Here is a 23,814-nt window from a genome sequence, read left to right on the forward strand (position 1 = left end):
TGCCTCTTTGATGAAGATCAATGCGGATACATATAAATAAGTGCATGGATTGCGCGGCGAAAGGTGTTGCGTAATGGGAAACCCCGTCTTCCGGACCGAAAACCTGACGAAGATCTACGGCAGCGGCGACGTCGAGGTGCGGGCGCTGAACGGCGTCGACGTCACGCTTTACGAGGGCGAGATGGTCGTGCTGCTCGGCCCATCCGGCAGCGGCAAGTCGACTTTTCTCAACATAGTCGGCGGGCTCGACACACCGACCAGCGGCACGGTGCATTTCCGGGACCGGGAACTCACCGCCTACAAGGAGCGGCAGCTGACGCGCTACCGGCGCGACCATGTCGGCTTCGTCTTCCAGTTCTACAACCTGATCCCCAGCCTGACGGCATGGGAGAACGTGGCGCTGGTCACCGAGGTGGCACGCGATCCGATGTCGCCGGACGAGGCGCTGGCGATGGTCGATCTCGGCGACAGGATGACGCATTTCCCGGCGCAGATGTCCGGCGGCGAGCAGCAGCGGGTCGCCATCGCCCGGGCGATCGCCAAGCGGCCGGAAGTGCTCCTTTGCGACGAGCCGACGGGCGCGCTCGATTCCAAGACCGGTATCCTGGTGCTGGAGGCGCTCGCCCGGATCAACGATGAACTGGGCACCACGACGGCCATCATCACCCACAACGCGGCGATCCAGGAAATCGCCCACCGGGTCATCTTCTTCATCGATGGCCGGATCTCGCAGATCAAGACCAACGCGGCGCGGATCCGCCCGGCGGAAGTGGTGTGGTAGCGATGGCCGTTCTCGACCGGAAACTCTATCGCGATCTCGGCCGCCTGTGGGCACAGGCGCTGGCCATCGCGCTGGTGATGGCCTGCGGCGTCGCGACTCTGATCCTGTCGGTCGGCGCCTACCGGTCGCTGGAGGAAACCCGCGCCGCCTTCTACGACCGCTACCGTTTCGGCACCGTCTTCGCCTCGGCGGTGCGCGCGCCGCGGCATCTTCAATCGCGGATCGAGAACATTTCCGGCGTCGCCTCTGCGGAGCTGCGCATCGTCCGGCCGGTGCTGATCGACGTCGTCGGCATGGCGGAACCGGCCTCGGGCAAGGTCGTCTCCATCCCCGAATTCCGCGAACCATCGGTGAACCGGCTTTACCTGCGCCACGGGCGGCTGCCGGAACCCGGCCGCAACAACGAGGTGGCGGTGATCGAGACCTTTGCGGATGCGCACGGATTCCGGCCCGGCGACACGTTCGAAGCCATCATGAACGGCCGCAAGCGCGACCTGAAAATCGTCGGCACGGTTCTGTCGCCGGAATATGTCTATGCCATCGGCCCCGGCGACATGGTGCCGGACCCGCGCCGCTACGGCGTGTTCTTCATGGCGCAGAAGGCGCTCGAGGGCCTCTTCGACATGGAGGGCGCGTTCAACGATGTCAGCCTGGCGACGGTCAGGAACGCCGAGACGCTTGCTGTGATCGACACGCTGGACGAGATCCTCAATCCCTATGGCGGCACCGGCGCCTATGACCGCGACGACCAGTTCTCGCACGCCTTTCTGGATTCCGAGCTGCAACAGCTGCAGGCGATGTCGTCGATCATCCCGCCGATCTTCCTCGTCATCGCCGCCTTCCTCGTCAACATGATCCTGTCGCGGCTGATCGCCCTCGAACGCGAGCAGATCGGGCTTCTAAAGGCGCTCGGATACGGAAACCTCGCCATCGGCAGCCACTATGCCAAGCTCGTCGTCACCATCGCGCTTGTCGGCCTCGTGATCGGATCGGTCGCCGGGCTTTGGCTCGGCCGCGGCCTGACGCGGCTCTACGCGGATTTCTTCTCCTTTCCGTTCCTGATCTTCCGCCAGAGCGTCGACCTTTATGTCCTGGCCGGCGCCGTCACCGTCGCAGCGGCCCTCGCCGGCGCGGCCAGGGCCATCTGGTCGACCGTATCGCTGGCGCCGGCCGTGGCGATGAGCCCGCCGGCGCCGACCGCCTACCGCAGTCTGTTCTTCGGCAGTCTTGAACGGCTCGGCCTGTTCTCGCAGCTCTCGGTCATGGCGTTCCGCCATCTCATCCGCTGGCCGGTGCGCTCGGCCCTGACGACGCTCGGCACCTCGATGTCCGTGGCGCTGCTCGTTACCTCGCTCTTTGCCTTCGATTCCATCGACTTCATGATCGATGCGATCTTCTTCCAGGCCGATCGCCAGGATGCGACGCTGACCTTCTCAGAGGATCTCGGTCCGGAGGCCATTTACGCCGTGTCGGCGCTTCCGGGCGTCCTAAAGGCCGAGCCGTTCCGGCAGACCGCGGTCAAGTTGCGCAACGGCCACCGCGAGCTGCGCATGTCGGTCATCGGCGTTCCAGAAGAAGCCGATCTGTCGCGCATCCTCGACCTCGACCTCAGCCCCATGCCGGCGCCAGCGGCGGGTCTGGTGCTTTCCGAGCGTGTCGCGGACAAGCTGCATCTCAAGCCGGGCGATTTCGTCGAGGTCGAACTCCTGGAGCGCGACAACCGGATCGTCGAGCTTGAAGTCGGCGCGCTGGCTCAGGGGCCGGTCGGCAGCCCCGACACGGGCGGTCCCGCGGTTCCCGGCGCTATCGCCGTAAGCGGCCTTGCGCAAAGCTATGTCGGGCTTACCGCCTATATGCGCGCCGAGGCGCTCGACCGGCTGATGCGCGACGGACGGCGCATATCGGGCGCGCGCATCCAGGTCGACGAGGCGGAACTGCCGGCACTTTACGGGGACATCAAGGCCACGCCGGCCATCGCCTCCATCGCGCTGCAGGGCGTGTCGCGGCTGCGCTTCCGCGAAACGGTCGAACGGAACATAACGACCAGCACGACGGTCTACGTCGCGCTTGCCGTCATCATCACCTTTGGCGTGATCTACAATTCGGCGCGCATCCAGTTGTCGGAGCGGGCACGCGAGCTCGCCAGCCTGCGGGTCTTCGGCTTCACCAAGGCCGAGGTCTCCAGTGTGCTGATGACCGAACTCGCCGTGATCGTCCTGCTGGCGCAGCCGCTTGGCTGGCTTCTGGGCTACGGCCTGTCGTGGTCGGTCATACGCGGGTTCGAGAACGACCTCTTCCGCATTCCTCTGGTCGTCAGCCCGCAGACCTTCGCCGTCTCCAGCTTGGTGGTGCTCGCGGCGGCAATTGTTTCGGCCCTGATCGTGCGGCGGCGTATCGACCGGCTCGACCTCATCCGTGTGCTCAAAACAAGAGAGTGAACCCATGCGCGTCTGGATAAAACGGATCGGACTCATCGCCGTCGCGGCGGTCATCGGCGGCGGCTTCTACCTTGCCCTGCGCGAGCGGCCAATCGCCGTCGACACGGCCATTGTCTCCATGGGCGAACTGCAGGTGACCATCGACGAGGAAGGGGTCACGCGCGTCAAGGACGTCTACGCCGTTTCCTCGCCGATTGCCGGATATCTCGCCCGCACCACGCTCGACGAGGGCGAAGCCGTGAACGCCAACGAGACGGTGATCGCCTCCATCCACCCGCTCGATCCGCCGTTCCTCGACGAGCGCGCCCGGGCGGAACTGCGGGCAGCCGCGGAGGCAGCACGCTCCGCCGTGTCGCTCGCCGAGGTGGAGCTTCGGCGAGCGCAGACGGCACTGGACCTCGCGCAGTCGAACTACGAGCGGGCCGAGAAACTGGCCCAGTCGCGAACCATCTCGATCAGCCAGCTCGAGCAGTCCTACAGCGAGCTGGAGCTGAAGAAGGCACAGATTTCCAGCGCCGAGGCAACGATCAAGCTGCGCAAGGCGGAGCTGGCAAGCGCCGAGGCACGCCTGCAGCAGCCGGGCGGCCAGCGCACGGCGAACCCGGCCAGCGATTGCTGCGTCAGCATTACCGCGCCCATCGACGGGGTCGTGCTCAAGGTGCTGGCGCGCAGCGAACAGGCGGTGTCACCCGGCACGCGCATCGCTGAAATCGGCGATCCGCGCAACCTCGAGATCGTGGTCGACCTGCTGTCCAGCGACGCGGCCCGGATCCGGCCGGGCGCGTCGGTGGTAATCACGGACTGGGGCGGCGACGCCGATATCACCGGAACCGTGCGCACGGTCGAGCCCGCCGCCTTCACCAAGGTCTCGTCGCTGGGCATCGAGGAACAGCGGGTCAACGTGGTGATCGATCCGGCCATGGTCCCGGACAATCTCGGCCACGGCTACCGGGTGCTGGCGCGGCTCGGCATATGGCATGAGGACGATGTGCTGCAGGTCCCCATCGCCGCTCTCTTCAGGACCGGCGGACGCTGGTCCGTCTTCATCGTCGCGGGCGGCAAGGCAAGCCTAAGGGAAATCGATATCGGCCAGATGAACAGCGCCCATGCGCAAGTGCTCGACGGTCTTCAGGCCGACGACATCGTGATCCTCTATCCGAGCGACCTGCTGGAACACGGCAGCCTGGTGGAAGCACGGCCGAATACGCGTTGACCGGTCGCTAGCGCGACGCCCTTGGACCGTATGCAAGGCGATAGGCAAGGGCCACACCGCCGGCGCCGCCGATGATATTGCCGATCGTGACAAAGGCGAGATTGTGCGCGAAATCGGCGGCGGAAACGGTCGCACCTGAAAAAATACCTTGCGGAATCAGGTACATGTTGGCGATCGAATGTTCGAATCCGAGCAGGACGAATGTTGCGATCGGCCAGATGATCGCCAGGATCTTGCCGGTCACGGTCCTTGCGGCCAGCGACAGCCAGACCGCAAGGCAGACGAGCACGTTGCAGAGAATCCCGCGCATCAACGCCTCGACCGGTCCGAGCGCCGCCTTCGCCTCGGCAATGTTGGATGCCGTGGTGCCGAGGGGTCCGTCCAGGATGCCGCTCAACGCCACGGCGGCGGCAACACCGACTGCGCCGATGAAGTTGCCGGCATAGACAACCATCCAGTTCTGAAGAAGTTCCGCCGGCGCCACCAACCGGTCAACGGCGGCCATGACGATGAGCGCGTTGCCGGTGAACAATTCCGCGCCGCCGACGACAACGAGGATCAATCCGAGGGAGAAGACCACGCCGCCCAGAAACCGCGACGGGCCGAAACCGGGGTCGGTTCCGGTCATGACCATGGAATACGCCACCGCTCCGAGCGCGATGAAGGCGCCGGCGAGCACGGCGAGCGTGAACATGTTGACCAGCGGCAGATGGACCTTGGCGACGCCCGCCACCCGAACGAGATTGGCGATCTCCGAAGGTTTATAGGCGTCGATGCCAGTGGGATGGATCTCGGACATTGGCTTTCCTCCTCAAAAACAGGATCGCCGGTGCATTAAATTTCAGTTCCAAGGCCTCCGAATTGATCTGCCGCAATGCTCCCGGCGATCAGCAAAGCCTAAAATCGGAACAACGATACAGAGGAGGTTCCCATGTCCGTTGTTGCGAAGACGGCTCTTTGTTCAGCAGTTCTTGCGATGTGTGCATTTTCGACCTCAACAGCACTTTCGCAATCCTCCGATCCCGCCTGGCTGGACGATCTCGGGTTGCAACTCCAGTCGGAGAAGGAATGCGCCGTGAACTATTTCCTCAACATGCGCGAGGGCCAGATCGGCACCAGCCGGTATTACGAGGCGCGGGTGCAATGCGTCGACGGGCGCCTGTTCGATGCGTCGCGCACCGAACCGGAGGAAAAATTCACGATCCGGCCGTGCGGCGTGGCGGTCTGCTAAGCCGGCTATGACCGCCGCACCGCCCGAATGCCTGGATCAGTGCGCCATGAGAACGGCGTGCCTTGTCCTGGCCAGCAGATCCCTGGTGGTGCCGCCGAGCAGCCACTCGCGCAGCCGCGAGTGACCGTAGGCGCCCATGACGATGATGTCGGCGTCCTTGTCGCTGGCATGGGCAAGAAGCAAGTCCGCGACCTCCGATGCCGAACCTTCCACGCGGTCGACGCTGACCTCCTTGTCGTGTCGCGCGAGGAACAGGGACATTTCGTCCTCCAGGCCACCTTGCGAGGCAGCTTCGACCTCCCCGACGGTCACAAGGTGCACGTTGTTCGTGCCTTCAAGCAACATCAGGCTTTGGTGTATGGCAGCGGCGGCTTCCGGCTCGCCGTTCCAAGCCATCAGGGCGCGGCTCGGCCCTGCCAGGGGCTCGTCGCCCTCGCCCAGCACCAGAACCGGCCGGTCGGCCTCGAACAGCACACCGTTGAACGCGTCCGTCAAAAGCGCCTGCCGCGGGATGCTCCCATGGGGAAACACGGTCAGATCGGCGCACAGCGCATGCCGGGACATGGTGCGGCCGACAATGCCGCGGTCGACGGATTCGACCAGAACGGACGCCGACAGGTTGGCATCCTCGATCAGCGCCTGAACCGTGTTGGCGCGTTGCTGTGCCTTTTCCATGACGCGATTGTGCTCGTCCGACAGATAGGCGGCCGGGATGCCGGGATAGGTCGCAGTCGGTATCGTGTCGAGTACTCCGAACACGACAAGGTTGAGATGGGCGCCCAACTTCTCAGCCAGAGCCATGACCGGTTTCAGATTGTCCGTCTGATCGTCCGTCGAGTGTATTGCGAGCAGCGTGGTGATCGACATTGGTCTCTCCTCGATAACTTGGGTTCGGATTTCGATTGCCCTTTTCCGCATTCTACGATGGTCGGGCGTTGTCCAGGTTGCGCTAGATCAACGGGAGTCTGGACGCCGTTTGGCCGCAGCAGGATCGGGTTGGCCTCGACTAGGCGGATGGGTTACCCTTGTGGCCGGGTACAGCAAAAATGGCGTGATACCAGGGATTTGACATGTTCGAGACCGCGGAATTGGGCCGAACGATTCGCAAAGCCGAATTCAAGCGGCTGGCCCCCATCCTGCGGCAGGAACTTCTCGAACTTCAGGACACGCTGCACAAGAACAAGCGGTTTCCCGTCATCCTCGTTTTTGCCGGCGTGGACGGCGGCGGAAAAGGCGAGACTGTCAGCCTGCTCAATGCCTGGATGGACCCGCGCTGGCTTATCACGCGTGCCTATGACGATGACGGCGACGGCGACTGGAACCGGCCGGAGTTCTGGAAATACTGGCGCGACCTGCCGCCGCGCGGACGCATCGGGATGTTCCTGAGCGCCTGGTACTCACGTCCGATGCTGGACCGGGTCTACGAAAAAACCGACGACGCGACCTTCGCCAATCAGCTGGAGCGGATCGTCGGCTTCGAAAGGGCCCTCGCCCGAGACGGCGCATTGATCCTCAAGTTCTGGATGCATCTGAGCCGCGACGCCCAGGAACACCGGCTTACAAACCTTGAGAACGACCCGCTGACCGCAGCCAGGGTGACGAAGCGCGACTGGGAGCACTGGCGCATCTACGACAGGTTCATCGAAGCGGCCGAGCAACTGGTCTCGCGGACGAATCGCGGCATCGCGCCCTGGACAGTGGTCGAGGGAACCGATCCGAACTATCGCGCGGTCACGGTTTCGACCCTGTTGCGCGACGCGGTCGCGCGGAGACTTGAGGAGGAGCCGAGCGGAAACAACCAGGGCGCTCCGGCTGCCAAGAAGAAGTCCAAGGGCACAAAGAACAAGCATCGACAGGCGGCGGCCTCGGCCGCCGCGAGCAAGGCGACCGCCTACGAGGCCGCCAGGTCGATCACGGTCCTGAGCGGACTTGACATGTCCCAACGACTTGAGAAGGAGCGCTACAAGGAGCGGCTGATCGACCTGCAGGCGCGGCTGCACCGCCTTCACCTGGCAGCCAAGTCGCGGAATGTCGCCAGCGTGTTGCTGTTCGAGGGACCGGATGCCGCTGGAAAAGGCGGCGCGATCCGGCGCATCAACGAGGCGCTCGACGCACGCAACTACCAGGTTCACGGCTTTTCCGCGCCGACGGAGGAAGAACGGGCGCGGCACTATCTGTGGCGGTTCTGGCGCCGCATTCCCAGGGCGGGCCATGTCACGATCTTCGACCGCTCCTGGTACGGACGCGTGCTGGTCGAGCGCGTCGAGGGCTTCGCCAGCGAGGACGAATGGCGGCGCGCCTATGCCGAAATCAACGATTTCGAGGAACAGCTCAACGAAAACAACACGGTACTCGTCAAATACTGGATACACATTACCGAGGACGAGCAGCTCGCGCGGTTCAAGCTGAGGGAAAAGACGCCCTACAAGCGCTGGAAGCTGACGGATGAGGATTGGCGCAACCGGGACCGCTGGGACGACTACGAGGAGGCCGTGAACGACATGGTCCAGTACACGAGCACCTCGGCGGCGCCGTGGACCCTCGTGGAGGGCAATGACAAGCGCTTTGCCCGGATCAGGGTGCTTGAAACCTATTGCCTGCGGCTTGAAAAGGCGTTGGGGGAGCCTGCGGAGTGACGGGGCTGAGCCCTATTCCGGAATTCCCAGCGCCGCAACACGTTCGATTAGCGGCTCCCTCAACCCAGGCTCCATTCCGGCAAACATGACGCGCAATTTCCTGCAGTTGATTTCGGGACCTTTTTCCAGCGCTGTTTTGGCAGACTTGTGCGCCTCCTCCAGGCGGCCCTGCCGGCTCAGTATGATGGCCAGAAAAAGATGGCCGATCATCTGGCCACTGCCGACCTCCACGGCCTGCCGCGTAAGTTCCTCGGCCTTCTGCATCCGTCCGAGAATGAAGTATGCCGCTGCCTTGACGCACAGTTTGAAGACAAGCCCCTGATTGTATTTGCCCAGTTTGAGCGAGAGTTCGATGACCGGCAGGACCTCCGCCGGCTTGCCGGCCCATAGCAGGGCAATCGCCAGCCAAAGATGCGCCGACGACGAACTGGGATTGAGTGAAACGGCGGTTTCGGCCTCTCTCGTTGCCGGGGTAACGCGATGCGCAAACAGATAGGCCCGTGCCAGGGACTCGTGCGCGTAGCTGCTGCCCGGATCCAGCGACACCGCGTGGCGCGCCAGATTGACCGCTTTTTCCATTTCTCCCTCGCTCCATTCGTTCCAGCCGAAGAAAAAGGAGCGAATTTTGATCTGCGTGAGCAAGGCATGCGGCGTTGCGTAGCCCGGCATCTTCTCAGCCGCCCTGAGCGCAAGTTCCTTGGCTATTTCATTGTCTTCCCAGGTAACCTGCGACATGTGCCAGCGCGCGCGCATGACCAGTTCCCAACAATCCGGATCCTCCGAATTGTTGCGCATCGCGCTGTCCTGCTCATTGCGGTCGAGTTCCGTATCGATGCTGTTGGCAATGGTGTTTGCGACGATGTCCTCATTCGTCAGAAGGTCGTCGATTTCGGGATCGAAGCGATATTTCTCGGACCAGACCTCATTGCCGGATTCCGTCTCTACGAGACGCAACGATATCTGGATGTCGTCCTCGACCTTCCTGACGGAACCGTAGGCGACGTAGTGTGCCTTGAGGTCGCGGCCCGCCGTTAGCGGATCGCTGTCTCCGCTCCCGTAGGGTCTCGTCGCCGAACGTGCGACGGTCGTGAACCAGTCGATCCGCGAAAGATCGGATATGATCCCGTCGGTCACGCCGTCGGCGATCTGCTCCAGGGCCTGCTGATCGTTCGAGCAGACAAGCGGAAGCACCGCGACGACCCTTTTCGGCGGACGGCTCAGCGTCTGGTCCGGGGCCACCGCGGGTTGCAGCGGGCTTGTGCCGTTTGCCGCCGACGACTGGCCGCTATCGTACAGATTTTCTATGGCGAATTCCGGCCCGTGCCTCGGCCAGTCGAATTCATGCAGCGCAAGGTAGTCCTTCAGATTGTAGGCCGCGTACAGGAACCCAAGAGCGCGCGATACGAAGTCACGGCGCTGGTGGGAGACCGCCAGGCCGGCGGCAAGCCTTGCAAGCATGTATTGACTGTCCAGGAAAGACAGCCTGTTCGGCTCGTGCCGGTCGATCCATTGCCGCGGCTTCTCCCGAAATTCGCGAACGAGCTGGAGGATCCCGATATCCTCGCCGACAAGGCCGGCATCCTTTTGCCCCTGCGGACCGCGCCGCAGGCTCAGCATGATCGTCTTCCAGTGGCGTGGCCTTATCGTCTCGCGCGACGTCAGGAGGTAATCCAACTCGAACATCGCGTGGTCGTAAAAGAGGAAACCGTCATCGCGGTAGAAATCGAGATCGATCAGATAGTAATGCGGGTCGATCTCGGCCTGTTTCGTGACCAAGACGTTCTTGCCGTGCAGGTCGCCATGCTGGTTACCCTTTATCGCCCTCAGCCGTGCCGTATCGGGCAGCGGTATCAGCCCGCCCGCAAATGCAAGCGGATTGGGGAACCAGTCTCCGTCAAACAGCATTGTCGGCGAATTGGCCGGAAGGGAACACTTCGTTTCTATAAATTCATGGATACGGCTGCCGCGTTCACGATGGATCCGGTAGTCCAGCCACAGGCTGAGCAGGTCCTGCGGCAGCAGCAATTCCGGCTCGAGGCTGTAATTCGCGTTCCAGCGCTCCAGCAGGTCTTCTGACAGACGGACCGCCGTTTCGAGCTGCGGCCCATAGGAGCATGCGCTCCACGGCAAGGCGTATTCCAGCCCGCGGCCGGCGATCGTGGTCAGGGCGGCAACCCTGTCGTCCTTCCGCACGGCACAAACCAGCTTCGGCAGGTAGTTCGCTGCGTAGTCGGGCGCCACCTCGAAGGCCTTCTGATGGCGCTCATATTCCAGCGCTTCCGCGCGGCGGGCGCCCTGTGCCCGATCCAGTTTCAAGATCGCCTGGCCTGTGAATTTCTTGCTGGTCACATCGGCGACCATTACATGGGCACCGGATTTACCCTCGCTGATCACGCGATGGAGAACGATCCGGCTGTCTCCGCCCAACTCGGCAAGCAGCAGACCCTCGATCGCTGCGTAGTCGTCGGGCCATGGTATCCTGGAACTGGGATTTGACTGCATTTAGCCGAGCAATTCCTTTCAACATGTCAGGTCCTGCCCGTATGTTGTTACGGACCATCCGGTTGCGCCTGAAAATGCCTTTTTCAGCCTTATGGTAGGTGTGCGGCAGGACCGAAACAAGGACCATGCGCGATCGTGTTATACGAAGTAACTAGGGTGCTCGACATTTTCCCGGAACGAACCAGTTATAGAGCAACGCCCAAACAACTCGGGATCTCGACATGACACATGGATTGGCCAAGTCCACGGGTATCGTTGCAGTGCGCAACACGCGCGCAAATCCCATCATTCGATTGCACTGCGAAACAGATTATGCATTTGTTTGCCCATGGATTTGAGATCAACCGTCTGAACGCGATTTTCGCAATCGCACGCGCACTTATATGAACCGCGACAGAGCCATATTATCAGCGGTTATCGTTGGTTATTCACGATTGATGCGGGTCGACGCGGCCCGCACGAGAAAAGCCATCGATGCGATCGACCGCGATCTTTTGCGGGCGAATATCTCCGCTCACGGCGGCCGCCAGCTCAGAGAGATGGAGGGCCGCGCCGTCCTTGGGTTTCCGGACGTACAGCGCGCTGTGCTTTTCGCGGTCACCGTTCAACTCGCCTTGCTGGCAAAAAACAAGAACATTCGCGACGACAGGAAAATCCAGTTCCGCATCGGTATCGAAAGAACGTCGCAAGGCGGAGAGGCGCGGGCGTTGGATAGCGCCGAGCAAATAGCCCACGGCCTCATGGAACTTGCCGAACCCGGCGGGATATGCATCTCGGACGACGTCAGGAACGAAGCCCTGTCCGTCATTGACCTGTCGATTGAGCCGGTGGCCTCGGCAGCATTGAAGTCGGTTCCGGAATCGACATCCGTCTTTGAGATCGAGCTCAATGAAAAGGCCCGGAACGCCGTCGTCGAGGGGCATCAAAGATATCCCAAGAAAACGCGCAGGGTTTTCGTATCCGGACTCGCGGCATTGGTGCTCCTGGTGATCATCGGCGCCGCCGGCCTCTGGATCTGGAACGGCACCCGCTCGGAGGGCGTCACCTCCGTCTCGCAAGTGCTGGCATTCGACAGACCGTCCATCGCCGTCCTCCCGTTCGAAAGCGTGACAACCAACTCGGAAGGCGCGATGTTCGCGCACGGCATCACATTGTCGATCATATCGGCATTGTCGGAGGTTCCGCAGATCGCGGTGATCTCGGCTAGCGCCTCATTCGAGATGGCACAAAATTCCGAGGCGCCGCGAACCACCGGCACCGAACTGGGCGTGGAGTATGTATTGACGGGTTCCGTGCAGCTCAGAAACAGCAAGGTCCGCGTGATTGCCGAACTGTCGGACGTCAAGACGGGCGAATCGCTGTGGAGCGAACGATTTGATCGCAGCGAAGACGATGTGTTCGCCGTTCAGGACGAAATCACGCTGAAAGTGCTGGTAGCCCTCGAAGTCACCCTGTCGGACAGGCGCGAGCTTGCGAGCCGCGGCGCCGGCACAACCAACGTGAATGCCTATCTCGGCCTCATGAAGGCGCAAAAGGAGTTCCAGAACTACACGAAAGATTCGATGATCGAGGCGCGCCGCCTGCTCAAGGAGGTCCGCGCGCTCGATCCCAACTACTACCATGCCCTGATCCTGGAAGCCCGGACCCACACCTTCGACGCCCAATGGGGATTTTCGGATGACAGGCTCGCCTCCCTGGAGGCGGCGAGCGAGCTGCTGAAGGAAGCCTCGCTGATTGACGGCAACCTCACCGATGCGGAGAACGCGGAACTCAACATCACGCAGGCCTATATCGACCAGATCGCCGGCAAATACGAGAGCGCGCTTTCGCTCGCGATTTCCTCGGCCCGGAACAGTCCCAACAACTCGGACCTTCTGGCGACCGCGGGCTGGGTCGCCTCCTTCGACAGGGACTACGACCGCTCCATCAGCCTGTTGAAAAACGCGATATCGCTGAATCCCGTCTATCCGAGCTGGTATGCCAATTTCATATCCCGCGACTACACGTTCTTGGGAGAATATGACAACGCCATCGCGTGGTCTAAAACAGGCGTCAATCGTGCAGAAAACGACCATCGGCGCGCTTGGGCGCTGGTCAACCAGGCCTTTGCCTATGCGGAGGCCGGCATGACCGACGAGGCAAAGGCTGCCGGTGCCGAAGCACTGCAGGCATGGCCGGACATGTCCATCGAAACGCTGCGCAGAGCGCAGCCCTTCCGCCACGAAGAAGACTGGCAGAAGTTCGAACGGGCGATGAACACCGCCGGCATCGGCGACGAATCGAGCTGACTATCGGCGCCTGTCGCGCTGCGAAGAGCTCAACCCGCCCTGTAAGCCAGAACCAGATGACCGGGGACCGGATCGCCGTCTTCCAGCCGCACCGTGATCTGCTGCACCGCCGTGAGCGCGAAGCCGTACGCCTCCAGCACGGACCGCAGATAAGGTTCCGAATGCGCAAAGCGCTGCCTCGGTCCGACCACGTAGCGCTGACCGGCAAAAGCCGGTTCGGGAAGCGTTTCCGTCGAAAACCCGAACCTGCCTCCCGGCTCCAGCCGATCGGCCGCTGCCGAAATGATCGGCTCAATCGCACCGAGATAGGGAAAGACATCCGTCGCGACGATCAGGTCCCAGCGCGGCCTGCCGCCGTCGTCATCCTCGAAGTCCTCCAGGAACTCGACGGCTTCACCGACATACAGATCGTCATAGACCTCGCGATCGAAGGCCAGTTCGACGATGCGTTCGGAAAGGTCAACGCCGGTGATGTGGTCGGCGCGGTCACGAAGCGCGACACCGGTCAGCCCGGTCCCGCATCCGAGGTCCAGCACGCGCCCGAGGCGACGCTCGCCCTTCCCGCACAGCAGTTCACGCAACTGCATGGGTACGCAATAGCGCAGCCGCTCGACCAGAATATCGTCGAAGTCATCGGCATGCTGATCGAAGAGCGTGGCGACATAGGCGTCCGGCATTTTTTCCGGTGTCGCGCCGAGGCCCATGGCGGCCAGGCGGACCGAAACCCCGCCATGATCGTCGGGGTCGAGTGCCAGGGCGCGCCGATAGGCCTTGGCCGCGCCTTCCCGGTCGCCTGCCTTTTCAAGCGCCAGGCCGCGATTGTAAGCCTCGGCAACAGCCGTCTCGTCGAATTCGTTCACGATGTCCGTTTCTTCCCGCTGAACTCTTCCACACGCGGCCATGCGATAGGGCAAAGGCACGCAAGCGGCAAGCCCTCACACCTGACCGGGCAACAGTCTCCGTGCCTTGCGCAACAGCCGGGGAAACCTCTTCTGGGACCACCCGAGATATGGCGCCAGTTCCGGCAGAAGGGCCCGGCTGTCTTCGTCGCGCAGCGCGTCTAGCCTCTGCGTCATCCTGACGAATTTCTCGAATTGCCCCGAGAGGTCGCGGCCGTTCATGTAGTCGATGATGCCGCGAACCATCCGTGCGTGCTCCCCACTGCCCTCCTCCATTGGGCCAGGCCCTTCCGCCAACGCCGCCAGATACGCCGCAAGCTCTTTCGACACCTGCCGCTTCACCGTACCGGGCAGTATCTGTGTCCTGTAGAATTCGGGGTCCTGAAGCGAATGCAGGTGGATCGCCCCCGGAGACACGCGGAATTCCCGCCTGATCGCCTCCATCAACTCGCGCAGATTCACAATATTCAGGGCCGAAACCGTGACCCCGAACTGGAGCTTCGCATGAGGGCAGTTTTGCTGGAGCGAAAGAATGTTGGCGGCAAATGTGTCCCAGTCGAACCCCTTGCGCACCATGGCACCGAGCGCCCCGGTCGCATCGACACTTGCGATGACATGGACGTTCGCGAACTGTTTCCAGAGGTCGAATATCGATTGGCCGCGAAAGGCGTTCACCGACATGTTGCTGTTGTAGGACAGCGTCACATCGGTGCGGCCGAGGCCGATCAACCGTTCAAGCAGGGCATAATGCTCCGACATCATCAGCGGCTCGCCGCCAGCAAAGTAGATGTGCTCGACATCGCCAAGGCCTTCTCCGACCTGTTCGATGAAATCGTCAACGTCTTCGAAGCTGTTGATTTCGGCCTTGTCGGCCATGGTGACGCCGATGGCCTTGCCGTCGGAAAACCATTTGGAACTGGACCCGTGCCAGCAACTTCGGCATTTGAAATTGCAGAGGTTGGAGAAGCGAAGATCGTAGGCGGCGGGATGACGCGGCGGCTTGGGTGCGGTTTCGGTTGCACCGTAGCGTTCGATCCACCCGGAAAAATGCCGGTTGGATTCAAGCCGCAGGCTGGCGCCCTCATGGGCCTCCCGATCGAAGCACTTGCGACAGGCCTTCAACGGCCGGCCTTCGAGGAACGCTTTGCGGATGTCCGCCAGTGCGTCGCTGTTCCACGCCTCTTGCAGCGTGGAACCGGACAGGTTCGCCACCTCGCCTTCGAACTCGCAGCACGGCGAGATCGCGCCGGTCGTCGCTAAATGCTGATTGATCCAGGGCAGGATGCAGAAACCGCGCGGCAGTTTCCCGACCTGTTCACCGTCATCCATGAGCCCACCAATCATCTCCGGCAATTGACGCCAACGCGGAAGGCACGCCACAAGCGGCAATGTTGGCCCGCGCGGGCCGCAAAAGCAACAGCGTCCTGAATTCACTGGCGATTCGGGATCGTCAATCGCCTGAAACGGGCGCCGGTTCCACCGGGATCAAGTGTTGTCCGTAACACCCCAGGTGTCGCTGATCCTGTAGCCTTCCGGCCAAGGATCGTCCGGATCGACCATGTGCTGGTGGATCCCGGTCACCCAGGCGCGGCCGGTGATCTCGGGAAGAATGGCCGGCTTGTCCGCCACCTGCAGTTCACCGGCGATCCTGCCGCGAAAAGCGGAGCCGATAATGGACTGCGCGTCCAATGTGTCGCCGGTCTTCATGAGCCCGCGGGCATGCAGCACGGCCATGCGGGCCGAAACGGCGGTTCCCGTCGGCGAACGGTCGATCTTGCCGGGCCTGATGGCGACGGCGGATCGCGCCGCCAGTCCGTCCCCCGTCTCCTGGAGCGGACCGGCAAAGAGGCAAAACGAGATGTGGTCCCAGCCGGGAAGCCCGGGATGGGCAAATCCAAGCTGCTCGTTGGCGGCATCGGTAATGCGGACGCCGACCTGCGCCAGGTCGCGCGCTTCCGATTCCACGAGATCGAACCCCAGCGCTGCGGCATCGACAATGACGAAACTGTCGCCGCCAAACGCGGTATCGACGACCAGCGCACCGTGCCCGGCAACCTCGAGAGCGGCATCCAGCCGGTCCGCGAAAGAGGGCAGGTTCTGAACGGTGATGCTTTGCGCCTTGCCGTCCCGGCACGCGGCCTTCACATGCACGAGGCCGCCCGGGGCTTCGAGCATCATTTCCGTGACCGGTTCGCGCATCGGCACAATGCCGGTATCGAGAAGCACAGTCGCAACGCAGATCGAATTCGATCCGGACATGGGCGGCGTGTCCTCCGGCTCCATGATGATGAATCCCATGACCGCGTCGGGATGTTTGGGCGGAACCAGCAGATTGACATGGCGGAAAACGCCGCCGCGCGGCTCGTTCAGGACGAAATTGCGCAGGCTCTGATCGGAAGCGATGAAATCGCGCTGCTGCCAGAGCGTATCGCCGGGCGGCGGGGCGACACCGCCGACGATGACGTCGCCCACCTCGCCTTCGGCGTGGCAACTGACAACGTGAATTGTGCTTTTCGACCTCATGCCGCCAGCCTCATGTCACGACAAAACCGTGCGCGTAAGGATCGCGATCGTCGATGAATATCGTGCTGAAACCCGTCACGCGGGCCCAGCCGCCGATGGACGGCACGATGGCGCTGCGGCCGCCGACCTCGACCTGCCGTTCGACACGGCCGTTGAACAGCGAGCCGATGATGCTCTCATGCACAAAATCGTCGCCGACCGATAGGTTTCCGCGCGCGTGTTCGAGCGCCATGCGGGCGGACGTGCCGGTCCCGCAAGGCGAACGGTCCAGCGCCTTGTCGCCGTAAAAGACGGCATTGCGGGCATGGGCACCGGACGCATTCGGTTTGCCGGTCCACATGATGTGCGACAGGCCGCTGATTTCCGGTTTTTCCGGATGGATGAAGTCGTAATTGGCGTTCAGTGCCGCCCGCAGTTTCGGGCTCCAGCCGACGAGCTCGGCCGCGCTGTGGTTGGCCATATCCGCGAATGCCTCCTGCGGCTCGACCACCGCGTAGAAATTGCCGCCATAGGCGACATCCACCGTCAGCGTTCCCAGTCCGTCGACCTCGGCCGTGAGGCCGGTCTCATGAAGGAAGGAGGGAACGTTGGTAATGCGGACCTCCTCGACGAACCGGCCCTCCTGCCGGTATTCGGCGACGACCAGTCCGGCGGGCGTGTCGAGGCGCAATTCGCCCGGCGTTGCCGGCGAGACAAGACCATGCTCGATCGCCGTGGTGACGGTGCCGATGGTGCCGTGCCCGCACATGGGCAGGCAGCCCGAGGTCTCGATGAACAATATGCCGACATCGCAATCGTCGCGCGTCGGCGGATACAGGATCGAGCCGGACATCTGATCGTGGCCGCGCGGCTCGAACATCAGCCCGGTGCGGATCCAGTCGTATTCGGCGAGAAAATGCGCGCGGCGTTCCAGCATGGTTTCGCCCTGCAGCGGTGGTGCGCCGCCGCTGACCACGCGCACGGGATTGCCGCAGGTATGGCCGTCTATGCATTGAAACGTGTGGTTCGCCATTGCCTGACCCAAAGCCCAAATACTAGCGCCGCTGACCGGAAGCGCTGATGCCGACCGCCGCGAGAATGATCAGTCCGGTGGTCAGATCGCGGTAGAACGGATCGGCGTTGAGGATATTAAAGCCGTTGTTGATCAAAGCCAGCAACAAAACGCCGGCAATGCTGCGCCAAACCGCGCCGGAACCGCCGTAAATGCTTGTTCCGCCGAGGATAACGGCGGCGATGGCCTGCAATTCCATGCCGATGCCCGCGCCGGGCTGGCCCATGGATATCCGCGATACCGAGATCGCCGCCGCAAGCCCCGCCGCCATGCCGGCGATGGCGAAGGTGGCGATCTTGATCCGGTCCGTGCGCACGCCCGAAAGAACCGCCGCTTCCTCGTTGCCGCCGACGGAAAAGACCTTGCGGCCGAAGGCCGTGCGGTTGAGGGCGAAGGTCAGAATCAGGGCAAAGGCGATCATGACGATGACGGCGATGAAGATGCCGCCGATCTTGTCGCGGCCAAGCCAGGTGAATTCGGCGATGCGAACCGGGATCAGCCGCCCGTCGGTGATCAGGATGGCGACGCCCTTGAAGACCATGCTTGTGGCGATGGTCGCGAGGAAGGAGTGAATGTTGAGCGTCGTTATGACGACGCCGTTCATGGTGCCGAGCGCCAGGCCGATGAAGGGAGCGATGGCGAGCCCGAGGACCGGGTCGACATTGAGCGCGATCCAGGCGGCGGAGACACCGGCGACGGCGAAAATCGAACCCACCGACAGGTCGAAACCGCCGCCGATGATGACCAAGGTCATGGCACTCGCCATGATGGCCAGCGGCGCGTTCTGGTTAAGAATATTCTGCAGATTGCGGAAGGTCAGGAAGCTGTCGCTCATCAGGCTGAGCGCAAAGATCAGGAGCGCGATCATGATCAGGACCGCGTAGGTTTGGAAAAACCGGGCTATGCGGGCGGAAGAAAGCACGGATGTCACGGCGCGCTACCCCTTGCTGTCTCGGTGTTCGGATCGTCCTGGTGGAACAGCGTCCAGAGCACGTCCTGAGTCGTTGCGTTGTCGGGGTCGACCTCGCCGACCAGCCCGCCCTCGTGAACCAGATAGGCGCGGTGGGCCAACCCCAGCACCTCCTCGATTTCCGACGAAATCAACAATACGCCGGCGCCCTTCGCCGCGAGATCGGCGATGGCCTCGTGGATGCGCTGGCGGGCGCCGACATCGACGCCACGGCTGGGCTCGTCGAGGATGACCACGCCCGGATCGCGCAACAGCCATTTGCCGAGCAGGACCTTCTGCTGATTGCCGCCGGAATAATGAGTGACATCGCCGTCGATCCGGTCCGGCACAATCCGGAAGTAGTCGATCAGGGATTTGACGCGGGTCCGTTCCAGTGCCGCCCGGATGATTCCGCCCGCCATGGTGTAGTGCCGCAGATGTGGCAACGTCATATTGGCGCGGACCGGCAGGGTCATGACCAGGCCCTGCTTGCGGCGGTCCTCGGGAACCATCACCATGCCGCGTTCCGCGGAGCCCGCCGGCGTGCGGCGGCTATAGGGGATGCCGTTGAGGCGCACCTCGCCGCCACTCGCGCCATCGGCCCCGAAGATCGCCCTGACGATTTCGGTCCGGCCGCTGCCCACCAGCCCGATCAGGCCGACGATCTCGCCGGGCCGCACCTCCAGGGAAACATCGGAAACGCCGGACGGCGCGCTGAGGCCGCTGACCCACAGCGCCGGCTGCTTGCCGGCAAATTCGGAGGGCGCCTTCTGCGGATAGGGAGTCTCGGAGCGGGTGCCGCCAAGCATGGCGGAGACCAGCGATCCCTTGGTCTCGTCGGCGGCGTCGGCGGTGCGCACGAGAACGCCGTCGCGCAAAACCGTCACGCGGTCGCAGACACGAAGAATGTCGTCGAGGAAATGCGACACATAGATGATGGTCGTGCCCTTCTGCTTAAGGCGCAGCATGGTCTCGTGCAGCCGTTCCGCCTCGTCGGCGGTCAGCGACGAGGTCGGCTCGTCCATGACGATCACCCGGGCCTCGCGCGCCAGTGCCCGCATGATCTCGATCTTCTGCTGATCGGCGATGGAAAGATCGGAGGTGATCGCTGCCGGATCGAGCTCGAAACCCGAAGCCGCCATGACATCGGCGAGCCTGGCATTCTCCGTTTGCTTGAGGACGCCGTAACGCTCTTCCTCGATGCCGAGAAAGACGTTCTGCGCGACGGAAAGGGCCGGGACGAGCTGCAGCTCCTGGTGCATCATGGCGATGCCGCGCTCGAGGGCCAGCGGCGGCGTCCAGGTCCCGACCTGCTCCGCAAACACCTCGATGCTGCCAGCGCCGGCCGAATAATACCCGCCGATGATCTTTCCGAGCGTCGACTTGCCGGCGCCGTTCTCGCCGACGAGGCCGTGAATCTCGCCCGTCCCGATATCGAGATCGATATCGGCGAGCACCGACACACCGCCGAACGACTTGCCGATGCCGCGCAGGCGGATGCAGGGTTCGCCCCGGTCCGGGTCCCGGTCAGCCGCCATCGTTCTGCCAGTGTTCAATCGGATTGGCGCGGTTGTGATGCGGATTCGTCAACGCTCATGTCTCCGGCTATGCGAACACCATAGTCATTCCACGCCGCCTGAACAGAGACATACCCCTGACACACATCCGCGAGCACTTCGTCGAACGGCCTTGCCTTGGGCTCGCCGAAGCCGCCGCCACCGCCGGTCCTGGTCTCGACGACGGTTCCGGCCGGGAACTCGCGCGCGCGCATTTTCAAGGCGTGCTCGACGGTTCCATCCGGATGCGTGATCGTGTTTTCAGGACCGGCGCCGTCGGCCCCGCCCTCAAGCCCCCATGCCGGGGTCTTGGAACGTTCGAACCAGAGCGCGCTGAAGCAATCCTCTAGCAGCTTGTAGGTCCGCACCACGCCGCAACCGCCACGCCAGCGGCCGGGTCCGCCGGAATCGCGGCGGATGGAAAACTCCTCTATGCGCACCGGAAACTTGGTCTCGTAGACTTCCGCCGGGATGTTGCGGAAGCCGCCATTGACCAGGTTGACGAGCGCCGTCTGGCCGTCGCTGCCGACGCCGCCGCCCCAGCCGCCGGCGGTCGGTTCAACCGAAATCCACTGGCCGCGCTTTTCGTCCATCGAAAAGAACGCCGCGACCATGGAATCGCCGTAATGGGCCGCCTTGGCCTTTTCCGGCATCGCCTCGCTCATGCACGATATCATCAGGTCGGCTAGCAGGCCGAGGCCGGTGAAGTACCATTCGCAGGCCGCCGGCTCGCGGGCGTTGAAGAGGCATTCGTCGGGAATCTTGACGGTCATCGTCTCGAACGAGCCGCCGGTGATCGCCCGGTCGGCATTGATCATCGTCTTGTAGGCGAGGCGCAGCAGGGATTTTGTCTGCACCGCGCCGCAATTGATGGACCCGAGAACCGGTCCGGACGTCCCGGAAAGGTCGATGATCATGCGCTCGCCGTCGATGGTCATCGACATGGCGATCTTGACCGGTTCGTCGCCGACGCCATCGTCGTCGAGATAGCCTTCGCGCGCATAGGTGCCGTCCTTCAGGGCCGCGATCGCCTCGCGGTCGAGGCGGCGCGCCTGTTCGAAGATATTCTCGCAGGCGCTCTTGTATGTCTCGACGCCGATCCGGTCGAGAAGCTGGCCGAGGCGGCGCTCGCCGGTGCGGATGGAGGCGATCTGGGCATTGAGGTCCCCGATCGACATGTCCGGCATGCGCGTGTTGCGCCTCAGAAGATCGTACCATTCCTCGATGGGCTCGAACTTGCGCATGATGCGGGTCGGCCCGAGCCGGATGCCCTCGTGGTAGATCGAGGTCGAGCCCATGGTCGAACCCGGATCGATGGCGCCGATGTCGTTCCAGTGGGCACGCGCCGCACCGCAGCCGACAAGCGCGCCGTCGTGGAAGATCGGCCCGACGGCCGTGATGTCGTGCAGGTGGGTTCCCTGCAGGTAGCTGTCGTTGATGAGGAAGATGTCGCCCCGCGCCATGTCGTCGCCGTAGCGTTCCTTGACGAGATGGACGCAGGCATCGATCGCGCCGATGAAAAGCGGCACGCCCGTCGATTGGCCGAGCATGTTGCCGTCGGCGTCGAGAAGCGCAACGGCGCTGTCGCGTCCCTCGTAGATGATCGCGGAAAAGGCGGAACGCCACAGGGATGCGTTCATGTCCTCCGCGCAGGATATGACGAAGTTTCGCACCACTTCCGTGGTAATCGGATCGGCCTTGGCGCTCATTGTGCTTTCTCCCTCCTGGTAACCGACAGGTGCCCGCCGGCTATGACTTGTGCCTGCCAGCCTGGCGGCACGAGGGTGGTTGCCGTGCCTTCCTCGATAATGGCGGGGCCGGACGTGACCGATCCGGCAACGAGGCCGGCACGGTCAATGATCGCCGTTTCCTGCTCGCGGCCGCTGAAATAGACCATGCGCGCGCGGGCCGGGCCGGCTTCCGACGGCTCGGGATCGGCGCTGTCCGGCTTATCGAGCCGGCCGATGGCGGCGACCCGTATATTGGCGATTTCGACACGGCCGTCGGGGCTCGAATGGCCGTATTGCCGGTCATAGGCCCCGTCGAAGGCCCGGCGGGTCGCTTCCATGTCGATGGCGCCCGGCGGGACGGGAATCGTCAGCACGTATTCCTGCCCGTGGTAGCGAAAGTCGGCGCTGCGTTCGAATTCGATCGCCGCCTCGCCGACGCCCTCGTCGATCAGATAGGCGCGTCCCTCGGCTTCGAGCCTTGCGAAACGGGCCTCCAGATCGTCCGGTTCGACCCGGTCCCAGAAGTCGTAGAAGGTTTCCTTGAAATCGTGCCGGACATCGGTCTGCAGCATGCCCCAGGCGGAAAACGCGCCCGGATGCACCGGTATGATCACCTCGCCGATCTCCAGTTCCTCGGCCAGCGCCGCCGCCTGGGCGGGGCCGGCGCCACCGAAGGCGAGCAGCGAGAAATCGCGCGGATCGATGCCGCGGCGGATGGTGATCGTGCGGATCGCGTCGGCCATCTTGGCGTTGATGATGTCGATGACGCCCTGCGCCATCTCCTGCGGGTTCATGCCGAATTGCGCGCCCAGAGCGCCGACGGCTTTTTCTGCCAGTGTCCGGTCGAGGATCATGTCCCCGCCGGAAAAATTGGCGCTGTCGAGCCTGCCGAGCACCAGGTTGGCGTCGCTCACGGTCGGCTCGGTGCCGCCGAGGCCGTAGCAGGCGGGTCCGGGCTTCGAGCCGGCGGACTGCGGGCCGACCCGCACCGCGTCGGCCTCGGTCCAGGCGATCGAGCCGCCGCCGGCACCGATCACGTGGATGTCGACCACCGAAATCTGCACCGGCAGGCCCTCGAGCCGCGTCTCGGTCGATGCCGACGGCAGACCGTCGATGACGAGGCTGGCATCAAAGGACGTGCCGCCCATGTCGACGCAGATGAGGTTCTTGCGCCCCGTCGTTTCGGCCAGTGCGCGGCCGCCGATGGCGCCGCCGACAGGGCCCGAGAGCAGGGTCTGCAGCGGCGTGCGGCTGGCCGAGGCCGCCGACATCACACCACCGTTCGATTCCATGACATGCAGACCCTGCTCCGGCGGGAGCCGGTGCTGGAGTTCGCTGATGAGCGTATCAAGATAGCGGCGCACCACCGGCGCCAGATAGCCGTCCATCACGGTGGTCGATGTGCGGTCGAATTCACGCCACTCTGGCGAGACCCGGTGCGAGACGGCGATCGAGACGCCCGGAAGGCGTTCGCTCAGATAGGCCTCGGCTTCGAGCTCGTGCTTGGAGTTGCGGAAGGCGAACAGGAAACAGATGGCGATCGCCTCGTAGTGGTTTTCCCTGGCCGCCTTGACGAGCCGGTCCAGATCGGCGGTATCCAACGGCGTGACGATCTCGCCGTCGGCGGCGATCCGCTCACGCGCCGTGTAGGTGTGTTCAAGCGTCGCCAGCGGCTCCGGCTTGTTCCAGCGGATGGAGAAGATCTCGCCGCGGTCATTGCCCTGGATGGTGTAGATGTCGCGGAAATTCTCCGTCGTCAGCAGCGCGACCCTTGCGCCGCGGCGGGTCAGGAGGGCGTTGAGGCCGACGGTCGTGCCGTGCACGAAGAAGTCGATCGCAGCATCTGCCGGAACGGCGCTGTTGATGCCCTCGATGACGGCAAGCGCCGGATTTTCAGGCGTCGACAGGACTTTCGCGGCGCCGCAGACGCCACTTTTGCGGTCCTGATAGACAATATCGGTGAACGTTCCGCCGATGTCGGCGGAAATGCGGTAACTGGTGCTGGTCACGGGACGTG

The 23,814-nt window shown here is 63.2% G+C and carries 17 protein-coding genes; 6 read left to right on the plus strand and 11 right to left on the minus strand.

Annotated features, from left to right (window positions below; genetic code table 11):
• Positions 1 to 73 precede the first annotated feature (73 nt).
• Genes E4M07_RS16470 through E4M07_RS16480 form a run of 3 tightly spaced genes read left to right on the plus strand, consistent with a single transcriptional unit; the run spans position 74 to position 4,432 of the window.
• On the plus strand, positions 74 to 781 hold the full coding sequence (locus E4M07_RS16470) for an ABC transporter ATP-binding protein (RefSeq protein WP_136659468.1): 708 nt from the start codon (positions 74 to 76) through the stop codon (positions 779 to 781).
• A 2-nt stretch (positions 782 to 783) separates the two neighbouring features.
• Entirely contained in the window at positions 784 to 3,219 is a 2,436-nt protein-coding gene (locus tag E4M07_RS16475) for an ABC transporter permease (protein ID WP_206057293.1), read from the plus strand.
• Positions 3,220 to 3,223: 4 nt separating this feature from the next.
• Positions 3,224 to 4,432, plus strand: coding sequence for an HlyD family efflux transporter periplasmic adaptor subunit (locus E4M07_RS16480; RefSeq protein WP_136659470.1), 1,209 nt, complete (start codon positions 3,224 to 3,226; stop codon positions 4,430 to 4,432).
• Positions 4,433 to 4,439: 7 nt separating this feature from the next.
• On the opposite strand, the gene E4M07_RS16485 is transcribed toward E4M07_RS16480, so the two are convergent.
• Positions 4,440 to 5,231, minus strand: a complete 792-nt coding sequence (locus E4M07_RS16485; RefSeq protein ID WP_136659471.1) for a formate/nitrite transporter family protein — start codon at positions 5,229 to 5,231, stop codon at positions 4,440 to 4,442.
• A gap of 132 nt (positions 5,232 to 5,363) precedes the next feature.
• Here E4M07_RS16485 and E4M07_RS16490 point away from each other — a divergent pair, with 132 nt between their 5' ends.
• Positions 5,364 to 5,663, plus strand: coding sequence for a hypothetical protein (locus tag E4M07_RS16490; protein ID WP_206057294.1), 300 nt, complete (start codon positions 5,364 to 5,366; stop codon positions 5,661 to 5,663).
• 36 nt (positions 5,664 to 5,699) lie between these two features.
• On the opposite strand, the gene E4M07_RS16495 is transcribed toward E4M07_RS16490, so the two are convergent.
• Complete coding sequence (locus E4M07_RS16495) at positions 5,700 to 6,530, minus strand: universal stress protein (RefSeq protein WP_169054253.1); 831 nt, start codon at positions 6,528 to 6,530, stop codon at positions 5,700 to 5,702.
• A 203-nt stretch (positions 6,531 to 6,733) separates the two neighbouring features.
• Here E4M07_RS16495 and pap point away from each other — a divergent pair, with 203 nt between their 5' ends.
• Positions 6,734 to 8,299: a polyphosphate:AMP phosphotransferase gene (gene pap / locus E4M07_RS16500; protein ID WP_136659474.1), complete on the plus strand. Its 1,566-nt coding sequence runs from the start codon at positions 6,734 to 6,736 to the stop codon at positions 8,297 to 8,299.
• Positions 8,300 to 8,311: 12 nt separating this feature from the next.
• Here pap and E4M07_RS16505 read toward each other — a convergent pair whose 3' ends face one another.
• On the minus strand, positions 8,312 to 10,801 hold the full coding sequence (locus E4M07_RS16505; RefSeq protein ID WP_136659475.1) for a hypothetical protein: 2,490 nt from the start codon (positions 10,799 to 10,801) through the stop codon (positions 8,312 to 8,314).
• 383 nt (positions 10,802 to 11,184) lie between these two features.
• Here E4M07_RS16505 and E4M07_RS16510 point away from each other — a divergent pair, with 383 nt between their 5' ends.
• Positions 11,185 to 13,089 carry a hypothetical protein gene (locus E4M07_RS16510; protein ID WP_136659476.1) on the plus strand — a complete coding sequence of 635 codons (1,905 nt, stop codon included), beginning with the start codon at positions 11,185 to 11,187 and terminating at the stop codon, positions 13,087 to 13,089.
• Between the two features lie 29 nt (positions 13,090 to 13,118).
• Here E4M07_RS16510 and E4M07_RS16515 read toward each other — a convergent pair whose 3' ends face one another.
• The 8 genes from E4M07_RS16515 to E4M07_RS16550 all read right to left on the minus strand — a co-directional run bounded on the left by E4M07_RS16515 (position 13,119) and on the right by E4M07_RS16550 (position 23,806).
• Entirely contained in the window at positions 13,119 to 13,949 is an 831-nt protein-coding gene (locus E4M07_RS16515; protein WP_246660476.1) for a methyltransferase domain-containing protein, read from the minus strand.
• Positions 13,950 to 14,024: 75 nt separating this feature from the next.
• A complete protein-coding gene (locus tag E4M07_RS16520; protein WP_169054254.1) occupies positions 14,025 to 15,317 on the minus strand; it encodes a twitch domain-containing radical SAM protein in 1,293 nt (430 codons plus the stop codon).
• Positions 15,318 to 15,473: 156 nt separating this feature from the next.
• Positions 15,474 to 16,511 (minus strand): proline racemase family protein, encoded by a 1,038-nt coding sequence (locus tag E4M07_RS16525; RefSeq protein WP_136659478.1) that lies wholly within the window; start codon positions 16,509 to 16,511, stop codon positions 15,474 to 15,476.
• Between the two features lie 10 nt (positions 16,512 to 16,521).
• On the minus strand, positions 16,522 to 17,523 hold the full coding sequence (locus E4M07_RS16530) for a 4-hydroxyproline epimerase (RefSeq protein ID WP_136659479.1): 1,002 nt from the start codon (positions 17,521 to 17,523) through the stop codon (positions 16,522 to 16,524).
• A 22-nt stretch (positions 17,524 to 17,545) separates the two neighbouring features.
• Entirely contained in the window at positions 17,546 to 18,493 is a 948-nt protein-coding gene (locus E4M07_RS16535; protein WP_246660477.1) for an ABC transporter permease, read from the minus strand.
• Positions 18,490 to 20,049: a sugar ABC transporter ATP-binding protein gene (locus E4M07_RS16540; RefSeq protein ID WP_136659480.1), complete on the minus strand. Its 1,560-nt coding sequence runs from the start codon at positions 20,047 to 20,049 to the stop codon at positions 18,490 to 18,492. The genes E4M07_RS16535 and E4M07_RS16540 overlap by 4 nt, the downstream gene beginning before the upstream one ends.
• A gap of 14 nt (positions 20,050 to 20,063) precedes the next feature.
• Positions 20,064 to 21,776: a hydantoinase B/oxoprolinase family protein gene (locus E4M07_RS16545; RefSeq protein WP_136659481.1), complete on the minus strand. Its 1,713-nt coding sequence runs from the start codon at positions 21,774 to 21,776 to the stop codon at positions 20,064 to 20,066.
• Positions 21,773 to 23,806, minus strand: a complete 2,034-nt coding sequence (locus E4M07_RS16550) for a hydantoinase/oxoprolinase family protein (protein ID WP_136659482.1) — start codon at positions 23,804 to 23,806, stop codon at positions 21,773 to 21,775. Before E4M07_RS16550 ends, E4M07_RS16545 begins: the two co-directional genes overlap by 4 nt.
• Between the last annotated feature and the right edge of the window lie 8 nt (positions 23,807 to 23,814).

This window comes from Nitratireductor sp. XY-223, from assembly GCF_004959855.1.
GTDB lineage: Bacteria > Pseudomonadota > Alphaproteobacteria > Rhizobiales > Rhizobiaceae > Hoeflea_A.